This is a genomic window from Acidimicrobiia bacterium, assembly GCA_040880805.1.
In the GTDB taxonomy this organism is placed as follows: Bacteria; Actinomycetota; Acidimicrobiia; order IMCC26256; family DASPTH01; genus DASPTH01.
Genome location: JBBDHW010000065.1, coordinates 1 through 10,262 on the forward strand (window position 1 = coordinate 1; position 10,262 = coordinate 10,262).

Sequence of the window (10,262 nt, forward strand, 5' to 3'; positions counted from 1 at the left end):
CGCCGCGGGTGCTCACACCGTCGTCGTCACCGGCACCGGTGACGACGGGTTGCGCCTCGACGCCGCGCGTGCGATCGGCGCCCACGAGGTGATCGACGTGACCTCCGTCGATGCGGTTTCACGCGTGCGCGAGCTGACGAATGGCCTGATGGCCGACGTCGTGATGGATATCTCGCCTGCGGTGGAGACGGTGCCCGTCGCGCTCGACCTCGTCGCGTTCCGCGGCACGGTGCTGCTGGCGGGGCTCAAGCACTTCGCGCCGGTCGACGGCATCGTCAGCGACAAGATCGTCGTGCAGGGCCTCCGGGTGTTCGGCGGGTCGGGCTACACGCCTGCTTCGATGACGAAAGCCGTCGACCTGATCAACACGGGCGCCATCGACGTCGGTCACCTGCGCGGCGAGGTGTTCGGGATCGACGCGATCGACGAGGCGCTGGGCCTGCTGGCGCGGACGCTCCCGGGACGCGACGCTGTACGGGTGAGCCTGGTGCATGCGAGCACCGAGCGGCCGAGTACCAATCGAAAGGAGTCATGACCATGGCCGAGTCTCCACACGTCGACCCGAGCGACCATGTTGTTGTCGCGTCGTGCGACTCGCATGTGGGTCCACTGCTGAAGGAACAGCTCCGGCCGTACTGCCCAAAGCAGTACCTCGAGCAGTTCGACGACTTCGCCGCGCGCTACGCCGCGTCCGGTATGGGCGCAATGATTCGCGACCACCCCAACATCGGGTTGCCGGGTCACCACGACGCAGCCGCGCGCCTCCACGACATGGACCGCGACGGCGTCGCCAGCGAGGTGCTCTACCACTTCAGCATGAACGGCGAGCCGTTCCCGTTCATGATGCAAGCCGCCGGCGGGCTCACCAACGACGCGAGTGATCTCGAGCTCGCGACCGTCGGCTATCACCTCTACAACGAATGGCTCGCCGACTTCGTGTCGGTCGACTCGCAACGCCTGCTCGGCCTCGCGTACATCCCGATCTGGAACATCGACCTCGCGGTCAAGGAAGTGGAGTGGGCAGCGGCGCGCGGGCTCCACGGCGTGAACTTCCCTCCGCCAGGACGCCCCGACACGATCCTGTACAACCACCCGGATTGGGATCCGTTCTGGGCCGCGTGCGCCGCGAACGACATGCCGTTGAACACACACTCCAGCGGCGGCCAGCCGATCGACTATTCGGGCCCCGGAGGAATCAACATCCAGGTGTACGAGGGCGGGGGCTGGCTGTCGCGCCGCGCGGTGTGGTGGCTCATTCACGGGTACGTCTTCGAGCGGTATCCCGGCCTGAAGCTTGTCATCACCGAGCAGTACGAGGGCTGGCTCCTGCCCACGATGCGGGAGCTCGACGCCATCTACCGCCGGTTCGGGACCGCCGCGCCGGGCCCTCGTCTCCCCCGCCAACCGAGCGAGTACATCGCCCAGAATGTCTTCCTCGGCGCGAGCTTCATGTCTACCTGGCAGGCGGAAGACGCCACGCGCAACGGCTACGCCGCGAACGTCCTCTGGGGCCGTGATTACCCGCACGTCGAGGGCGTGTTCCAGCACCTCGACGACCCCGAGGCGGTGCCGGTCACGCGCGTCGCGCTCCGCCACCTCTTCTCCCACGTCCCGACGCGCGAGACGGCGATGATGGCGGGTGAGAACCTTGTGCGCGCGTTCGCGCTCGACGACGACCATCTCCGAAAGGTCGCGGCCGATATCGACGCGCCGACCTTTGCCGAACTCGCCGACCCGCCTGATCCCGCGACGTTCCCGCCGGTCGGCGAGAACAGCAACGCCTTCCGCGGCCAAGCCGGCCCCCGCCTCGAGGGTCTGCACGTTCCTTGACGGAATCCTCACAATTCCGTGTTGCAATAGCTGACACGGGAAGGGTTCCATGGTTCTGGTGAGCAGCGACGCAGCGATCGTCCCGGAACGCCCGACCCGGGCCGGCCTCGTCACGGGCCTGACGTTCGCCGGAGCGCTGATCTTCGCCTTCGCCGTGCGCGGCGGTGCCGCGATCGGGATCGCGCTGCTCTTCCTCGTGTTCGTCCCGATCGAGAAGCTGTTCGCCTTGCGCAAGCAGAGAGTGTTCCGCAAGGGGCTGCTCACCGACCTCACCCATTTGCTGGTGAACAACGTCTTCGTCACCGGCGCCGCCATCGCGATCATCGCGGTGGGCGCGATCCCCTTCTTCTGGGTGCGCCAGCTCAACATCGCCCGCTCGCTCCCCGCGACCGTCGCCATCGTGCTCGCGGTAGTGCTCGTCTTCGTGGGGAATTACTGGGGCCACCGTCTCACGCACCAAGTGCCGTTCCTCTGGCGCTTCCACTCGGTACACCACAGCATCGAGCAGATGGATTGGGTCGCTTCGGGTCGTCTGCACCCCATCGATTCAGGCTTCACCCAGGCGTTCACCGTGCTGCCGTTGTTCCTGTTCGGCTACGCGGGCGGCGTGTCCGCGGGCGTGATCGTGTTCGTCACGCTGCTCGCGATCTTCCAACACGCGAACGTGCGCTTGCGCTTCCCGTTCGTGCGCTGGGTCATCCCCACACCCGAGTGGCATCACTGGCACCACGCGATCGACGACGAGGCGCACGACAAGAATTTTGGCCTGCCGGTCGTCGACAAGATCTTCGGCACGGCACACATGCCGAAGGACAAGCGCCCCATCGGTTTCGGCATCCACGAGCCGGTGCCGCAGGAGGGCTACTTCCGTCACCTCGCGTACCCGTTCCGCAAACAAACCAACGAACTTGCGTCACCTGTGGGCGCTCTACAGCCTTGAACGACGCCAGTTCGTTGGGTGTCAGGTGCGCGGGCGGAAGATCGGGAGGGCAACCTGGTCGTCGACGCGGTCGAAGGTGACGACGACTGGCAGGTCGACCACCAGGTTGTCACGTTCGACGTCGACGATTCTCGTCAAGAGCCGCACCGGTTCTCCCTGCGTCCCGTCGAGCTCGACGACGGCGATGTTGTAGACGCCGAGGTGTTGCAGCTGCGGGGTGACCGGTCGGTCGGTCCACGTGTACGAGTAGACGTGTCCGGTACCGCTCAGCTCGTCCCACGACCAGTCGAGTGACTGGCACGCATAGCAAACTTCGGTGGGTGGGTGCCGATGCGTGCCGCACGCGTCGCACCGCTGGATGACGAGCCGTCCAGCGCCGGCCGCGAGCCAGTAGCCGGCGGTGGTCACCTCGAGCGCGGGGCCGGGGAGCCCCTCCATTTGCTCACTCATGGCTGCTCGCTCATGGCGCCGCGCTCACGATCATCCCGCTGGTCGGAGCCGGGCTCGCACCCGCGATCACGAGAACGTTCTCCGCGCCGTCGACCTGATTGTTGGCGGTCCCCCGGATCTGGTCGACCGCTTCGTAGACGTGGCTCATGCCGTGCGCATACGCCTCGGCGAGGTTGCCCCCGTGTGTGTTCGTGGGCAGCGGACCGTCGAGGCGGAGGTTGCCGCCGGCGACGTACGGACCACCCTCGCCTTTCGGACAGAGCTGGAAGTCTTCGAGTGACATCAGGACCATCGCGGTGAAGTGGTCGTACACCATCAGCGCGTCGAAGTCGCCCGGTCCTCGCCCGCTCACGCGGTAGAGATCCTCGCCGACCGAGCGCTGCCCGGAGGAGGCAAAGTCTTCGTCGGGCATGTTGTAGCTACCCATGAGCGCGGCGCCGTACCGCCGCGGCGCACCCATCACCGCGCCCGCGATGTACGCCGGCTTCTGGCGCAGATCCGCCGCACGCTCGGCCGAGGTGACGATGGCCGCACAGCCGTAGTCGGTCTCCATGCAGAAGTCGAAGAGCCGCAGCGGGTCCGCGATCAACGCGCTCTCGTGGTGGTCCTCGACCGTGATGGGCACGCGAAAGCGCGCCTCGGGATTGTTCGCAGCCATGAGCCGGGCGTTGATCGCCACTTCGGCGTAGTGGTCGATCGTGGTGCCGTACTTCGCCATGTGGCGCCGCGCCGACAGCGCGAACATCTGCCCCGGCGACTGCAGCCCGTAGGGAACCGAGAACGCCATCGCTCCGGGAATGGCGCGCGCCCGCTGGCCCATCTGCCCGAAAGCCTGGCCGTAGCGGTTCGTGCCTTCCATGGTCATGACCTTGTGCACGACGACGTAGTTCGCCTGCCCGGTGGCGACGGCCATCGCGGCGTTGAGGAACGCGCCGCCCATCGGGCCTCCACCACCACCCCACGTCTGACTGCTGTAGCGAAGGCTCTCGGCGCCGAACGCTGCGTAGAGCTCCGCCGGCTCGACCGAGCTCGCGTACGAGCTGTAACCGTCGATGTCCTTGGGTGAGATCCCCGCGTCGTCGCATGCCTTCGTGATCGCTTCGACCACCAGCCGGAGATGCCCGATCTCGGCGTACTCACCGCGCTTGCCCCACGGCGTGTGCCCGATACCCGCGATCGCGGCGCGACCGCGGAGCCAGGTGCCTTCGCTCACGACTGCCCGACGACGCCCGCGGCGCGCAATCCATCGATGCGGTCCTGCGAATAGCCGAGCTCGGCCAGCACCGCGTCGGTCTGCTGCCCGCAGAGCGGCGCGGGCCCGGCCACACCACCCGATCGCGAGAACGCGACCATGGGCGTGCACCGCGGATAGTCGCCGATCGTGGGATGCGTCGTCTCGACGACGAACCCCAGCGACTTGCCGAAGTCGCTGAACAGGATGCCGTCGAGCGGGTCGGACGACACCGCGACGCAGGCGAGGTCGAGCGGTGTGAGCTCGCGCTCCCACTCCTCCGCGGCGCGGGTCGCGAACCGTTCCTCGAGCGCGGCCGCGAGCGCGTCGTCGTCGTCACGCAGATCGTCTGAGAGATCGAGCGCGCCGGCCAGCGCGGCCCATTCGCCGGCTCCGGGTGCCGCGAGGAATACCCAACCGTCCGACGCGCGGTAGAGGCGGTACCGCGCCGAGAGCCCGTAGAGCTGGGCGTCGGGCCGCGCGAGCTCTGGCTTCACGTCGTACTCGACCATCTCTTCCGAGAGCGCGTGCGTCATCGTGGAGAGCATCGACATGAGCATCGACTGCCCGGGAGCGCCCCGCCGTCGCGCGAGCAGCCCGAGCGCGAGCGCGCTCCCCACGCTCACCGCCGAGAGCGGATCGGCATTCAGTGGACCCATCGCCGCGGAGTTCATGTGCATCGAATACCGCTTCACCGCTTCGAGATCGAGATCGGCCCGCTGCGGGACGTTGTCGACGCCGCCCACATTGCGGTACGCGAGCCCCGACGCCGCGCCGATGGTGGGCGCGTACGACGGGCGGTGGCCACAGGGTGGGCCGGGCCCGTACCCCGGCGCGTTGAGGTACACGAGATCCGGGTTGACGGCGAGGAGGTCGTCGGCGGTGTAGCCGAGCCGCTGCGCGACTCCCGCGCGGAACGACTGCAGGACGGCATCGGCGCGCCGCACGAGTTCCAACACGATCTCGCGGCCCTCGGGCGTGGCGATGTCGACGGCGACGCTCTGCTTGCCCTGCAGCACCTTGATCGCGCCCACTTCGGGGAACGGGAGGATGTGCCGGATCGGATCGCCGTCGAGTTGCTCGATCTTGATGACGCGAGCGCCGAGGTCGGTGAGCAGCGTGGCCCCGTAGGGCGCGGCGTAGTACGTGCCGAGCTCGATGATCGTCACCCCGGCGAGTGGCGGAGCGAACGGCGGCGAATCGGGGTATCCCCGATTCGCAGTGAGCGACCAATGAGATAGGTTCCGCACGTCGGCTCCGTGCTCATCGAGGCGCGGCGCCGGACCGTCGAGCGGCGCGGGGGTGGCGTCCATGCACACCAGCGCGCCGGCTTGTAGCACGGGGCCCACTTCAGGATCTTCGATGGTCGCGAGACGGCTGTCGTGCACGAGCTGCGGATGGTGCAGCAACTCGGTGCCGTGGCGGAAGACGTCGGCCCACACGTCGGGCTCCTCGTCGAAGACCTCGAGCCACTCGTCGTACGTCTTGGTCCGCATGTTCGTGAGCGCACGCTCCCAGAACGCGACGCGCACCGCCGGATCCTCGGAGTTGGGCGCGTCCTTGTATTCGGGTTCCTCGAGCATGGCGTCGAGCTCGGTAACCCGGAGGAACGCCTGCCACAACCGCTCGCTCGTCTGCGAGAACTGCATCCACCGCCCGTCGGCCGACAGCCCGACGAGCAGGCGGAAGAACAACGCGTGGTTCGGGACGAGCCGATCGGCGTCGACCGGCGGCGCGGCGGTGAGCGCGCCCGGGTACTGCCGCGTCAGCATGCGCACGATCCAGTTCCACGTGTCGTGGGCGAGCACGCCTTGGACCATCGTGGTGTCCACCCGCTGACCCAAGCCACTCTGCTCGCGCTCGTAGAGCGCGGCGAGGATGCCCTGCAACGCGAGCTGGCTCGACGTGTACGCGCAGTACGGCGTCGCGACGTACGACGGTCCGTCACGCCGGCTGAGGTTCGAGAAGCTCGACAGCCCGCCGATCTTCGCCATCACGATCGGCTCGTAGCACTTGATCTGGGACCACGGGTGCTCGCGCCCGAATCCGGTGACCGACGCGTACACGAGACCGGGGTTGAGCGGCGCGAGCTCGTCGTATCCGATGCCAAGACGTTCGGCCACACCCGGTCGCCACGTCTCGATCACCACGTCAGCGCGCGCGCCCAGCGACCGCGCGACCCGGGCGTCGTCGTCGTGCTTCAGGTCGAGGACGACGCTCCGCTTCCCGCGCGCCCAGAACGGCCATGCCGGTTGCGCGCGGAGCTGGTTGCCGCCCGGTGGCTCGACGAGCACGACGTCCGCGCCGAAGTCGGCGAGCAGCTGGCTGATGTGTGCTCCGGTGAGTGTGTTCGAGAAATCGACTGCCCGAAGACCGTCGAGCGCGCCCCCCATCCCCGTCCTCGCGTCTCTACGCGCGCGGCTTGCGCTCGCGCAGCCGAGCGGGGACGTCGTTCCACAGTCCGGGGCGTTCGACGAGGTGCGAGCGGCCCGAGTGGGCCCAGATCTTGTCGTCCATCCGAGCGAGTGTACGCAGACGCCCACTTGCCGGGCGAGGAGCCGATGGCGTCCACACCGCCGTCGATCGGTGAGGAAGGGCGTGTGGCGTTCTCGTCGGGTTCGGTTCGCCACACATGTCGGGCTTCGCCTGCACCTACTTGCTCGCCGCTGCGGTCGTGTCTTGGTAACGACGCTCGTCCTCGCGATCAGCCTGACCACAGCTCCGAAAGGCGGTCGACCAGCGCTCGACACGCGATGACCTCGTTGATGGCCCGTTGCTCATCAGCCGTGGGCAGACGCCCCTCCCAGTAGCGGTCCTCGTCGCCCGCAAAGTCGCCGGGGATGAAGACGAACCCGTTGTTGCGCGGCAGCGCTCCACCGAGTTGCCAGTACTCATGGCTATCGAGCGCTTCGCGCAACAAGCGAACCTCGGCGTCGCTGAGCTGGATCGGATGGAGGCGCGCGGCAGATGCGTCGGCCATTTCGCTACGCCTGGATCAAACGGAGACGGGTCTCGGTGCGCACTGGTTCCGTAGGAACATCTGGCACCGGGTAGGGATCGACGAGCCATTGTCCACTTGGAGCGAGCACGTGGAGGTCAGCGGCGCGAAGGGCCCGCTTCAGGCTCGGCTGCGCGACGTAGCTGCCATTGGAACGCGGATTGTCGAGGTCGCGCGGTGGCCGAAACCGGTAGAGCGTTGCCTCAGCGTCGATGTTCAGATAGCAACGCGTCATGACGTGCTTGTAGAACCAGATCGACGAGCGACGGCCGCGATCGAGCCTTCCCATGAACATGAACGCGTCGATATCGAGCGCAGGAAGCGAGCGGTCCGCCGCGACCCTGAAGGCGACGAGCTCCAGTGGTCGCCACCATGCCGGATCGGGCTCCGCATCGGATTCCGGGAACCGGATCTCGCCGGCGCGGGTCATGCTCACGCCGCCTTGCACCGCGCGCGCAGACCGTCGCCGTCGCCGGCGCGCTCGCAAGGACTCGAACCCGCCGAAGGCCGAGCACCCGCAGAGCGGATCGGGGCAATCGAGCAGATGGGCGAGTTCGCCATCGGTGGTCCAGCAATAGTCGTCGGGCAGGTCACCCTGGCCGGCGTGGGTCGCGACCAAGACCTTCATGATTCGCTCCTCTCGACGAGTGAGACGCCTGGGATGGGGCCTCTACCCGGACCGTAGAGAGGGGGTATGACACCGAAAAACTGCATCAGCGCGGCGGCATCAAACATGCGGCTGACGTTTGTGGTCCCGTCGTGTGCGAAGCTGATCCTGTGGCTGCTGCGTGGGGGTGGGCCGGCACCGTCGGTGATTTTCTCCAGTTGCCTCGCGACGTGTGGATGAGTGAACTCGACGCGCACCACGCTCGATTGAATGGAGTCCGCGCATCGGGGACGCAGAGCCACGCTTGGGAGACCGAACATTCGGCTCTCACCACCGCGCTCCGCGACTGCGCAATTGCAGCGCCCGCCGCAACCGACTGGGGAATCGTCTTCGAGTTTGAGCTACCGATGGAGGGAGGTCGGCGCCCCGACGCGGTCGTCTTCGTCGGCAGAGCGCTCGCGGTGCTCGAGTTCAAAGAAGCCGCGCGGCCCGCTCAATCGTTCATCGACCAGGTCGATGCCTACGCGCGCGATCTCGGTGAGTACCACGCGGAGTCACATGGACGGGTGATCACGCCGATCGTCGTGCTGACGCGTGCGGTCAGTGAGAGCACAGCTCGACAAGACGACGACGTGATCACGACAGATCCGGCCGGCCTCGCGCATTACCTCTTCGGCGCGTATCAGCCCGGGCTGATCGACCTCGATGCGTGGTTGCACGCGCCGTATGCACCGCTCCCCACGCTGGTAGCTGCCGCCCGTCGCATCTTCCAGCACGAGCCGCTCCCCCATGTTCGGCGCGCGCTCTCCGCCGGCATCCCAGAAGCGGTCGAGCTGCTGTCGGAACTGGTTCGCCGCACGGAGGAACGAGGTGGCCACATGCTTGCCTTCGTGTCCGGCGTCCCAGGAAGCGGCAAGACACTGGTCGGTCTTCGGCTCGTCTACGAGCGGGCCGGCGAGCACGCGACTGCGACGTTTCTCTCTGGAAACGGACCGCTCGTCGCGGTGCTACGCGACGCGCTGAAGAGCCGAGTTTTCGTGAACGATCTCCACGCCTTCATCAAGACCTACGGCCTGAGCGACAGCAAGGTGCCGCAACAGCATGTGCTCGTATTCGATGAAGCGCAGCGCGCTTGGGATAGGGACTACATGCTCGAGAAGCGCGGCGTCGCTCACTCGGAAGCCGAGCTGCTCATCAAGGTGGGCGAACGACTGCCCCGATGGGCAGCGCTCGTAGGACTTGTAGGCGACGGACAAGAGATCTACTCGGGCGAGGAGGCGGGCATAGGGCAGTGGCGCGACGCTGCACTTCCTGCGAAGGCCGGAGAAGTGTGGCGTGTGTACTGCCCGTCACGAATCGCCTCGGAGTTCGCCGGCCTTCCCGTCGAGACCGACGACAAACTTGACCTCACGGTTTCGTTGCGGTCGAAGCGGGCTGACCAGCTCCATCGCTGGGTCGCCCACTTGCTTGAAGGCAGCCTTGCTCTCGCAGCGCGTCTCGCTGCACACCTCCAGCCGGTGTTCCCGATCTATCTGACTCGTGACATCGACGCGGCGCGGACTTATGCAACCGACAGATTCGCCGAGGAGCCTACGAGGCGTTACGGCCTGGTTGCTTCTTCGCACGACAAGATCTTGCGCAAGCTCCACCCACCGATCGACAACGGATACCAGGCGACAACCAGGCTCATGAACTACGGCCGCTGGTACAACGGCGATCTTGACGATCTGCGTTCGTCACTGCATCTCGACCAGCCGGTCACCGAGTTCGGGTGCCAGGGTCTCGAGCTCGATCTGCCCGTCGTTTGCTGGGGTGACGACTACCGCTGGGATGGCCGCGCTTGGATCAAACGTCCAATCCGTCGGCGATACCCGCAGGACGATCCGGAACAACTACTGACCAACTCGTACCGTGTCCTTCTCACTCGCGGCCGCGAAGGGATGCTCGTCTTCGTTCCTCCCGTCGAACAACTCGACCTCACAGAGCATGCGCTGCTCGCGGCAGGAGTCCGGCCACTGCCGGAGGAGCTCGAGGCGATCGGGGCTCTGGCGGCCGGCCACGGCGGCTGACGCGATCCACTACCCGCTTTCCGCGCGGCGCTCCTGAACGGCGATCGGAACCGTGTAACTCTCGCCGTCCACCACGATCTCTAGAGTTATAACCAGAAGTTGTGGATCGCTGGTCTGTTCGAGAGCGCGGCGTACCT

At 66.8% G+C, this 10,262-nt stretch carries 9 protein-coding genes; 4 read left to right on the forward strand and 5 right to left on the reverse strand.

The features are described from left to right. From WD271_16995 to WD271_17005, 3 genes are all read left to right on the forward strand, one after another. On the forward strand, nt 1-535 hold a 535-nt coding region (locus WD271_16995), incomplete at its 5' end, for a zinc-binding dehydrogenase (protein ID MEX1009516.1). A 2-nt stretch (nt 536-537) separates the two neighbouring features. Then, nucleotides 538-1,830, forward strand: coding sequence for an amidohydrolase family protein (locus tag WD271_17000; GenBank protein ID MEX1009517.1), 1,293 nt, complete (start codon nt 538-540; stop codon nt 1,828-1,830). Nucleotides 1,831-1,888: 58 nt separating this feature from the next. Beyond that, a complete protein-coding gene (locus tag WD271_17005; protein ID MEX1009518.1) occupies nt 1,889-2,770 on the forward strand; it encodes a sterol desaturase family protein in 882 nt (293 codons plus the stop codon). Nucleotides 2,771-2,791: 21 nt separating this feature from the next. On the opposite strand, the gene WD271_17010 is transcribed toward WD271_17005, so the two are convergent. The 5 genes from WD271_17010 to WD271_17030 all read right to left on the reverse strand — a co-directional run bounded on the left by WD271_17010 (nt 2,792) and on the right by WD271_17030 (nt 8,077). Beyond that, entirely contained in the window at nt 2,792-3,220 is a 429-nt protein-coding gene (locus WD271_17010) for an OB-fold domain-containing protein (GenBank protein ID MEX1009519.1), read from the reverse strand. Nucleotides 3,221-3,230: 10 nt separating this feature from the next. Beyond that, entirely contained in the window at nt 3,231-4,433 is a 1,203-nt protein-coding gene (locus WD271_17015; protein MEX1009520.1) for a lipid-transfer protein, read from the reverse strand. Next, nucleotides 4,430-6,844: a CoA transferase gene (locus WD271_17020; protein MEX1009521.1), complete on the reverse strand. Its 2,415-nt coding sequence runs from the start codon at nt 6,842-6,844 to the stop codon at nt 4,430-4,432. Before WD271_17020 ends, WD271_17015 begins: the two co-directional genes overlap by 4 nt. 311 nt (nt 6,845-7,155) lie before the next feature. Next, nucleotides 7,156-7,431, reverse strand: a complete 276-nt coding sequence (locus WD271_17025) for a hypothetical protein (GenBank protein MEX1009522.1) — start codon at nt 7,429-7,431, stop codon at nt 7,156-7,158. A 4-nt stretch (nt 7,432-7,435) separates the two neighbouring features. Beyond that, complete coding sequence (locus WD271_17030) at nt 7,436-8,077, reverse strand: hypothetical protein (GenBank protein MEX1009523.1); 642 nt, start codon at nt 8,075-8,077, stop codon at nt 7,436-7,438. A gap of 149 nt (nt 8,078-8,226) precedes the next feature. On the opposite strand from WD271_17030, the gene WD271_17035 reads away from it, so the two are divergent. Continuing rightward, nucleotides 8,227-10,125: a DNA/RNA helicase domain-containing protein gene (locus WD271_17035; protein MEX1009524.1), complete on the forward strand. Its 1,899-nt coding sequence runs from the start codon at nt 8,227-8,229 to the stop codon at nt 10,123-10,125. Nucleotides 10,126-10,262: the final 137 nt, after the last annotated feature.

Coding starts and splice junctions, on each gene's coding strand:
- WD271_17025 (MEX1009522.1), bottom strand. CDS start 7,431: ATGGCCGACGCATCTGCCGCGCGCCTCCATCCGATCCAGCTCAGCGAC.
- WD271_17000 (MEX1009517.1), top strand. CDS start 538: ATGGCCGAGTCTCCACACGTCGACCCGAGCGACCATGTTGTTGTCGCG.
- WD271_17030 (MEX1009523.1), bottom strand. CDS start 8,077: ATGAAGGTCTTGGTCGCGACCCACGCCGGCCAGGGTGACCTGCCCGAC.
- WD271_17010 (MEX1009519.1), bottom strand. CDS start 3,220: ATGAGTGAGCAAATGGAGGGGCTCCCCGGCCCCGCGCTCGAGGTGACC.
- WD271_17020 (MEX1009521.1), bottom strand. CDS start 6,844: ATGGGGGGCGCGCTCGACGGTCTTCGGGCAGTCGATTTCTCGAACACA.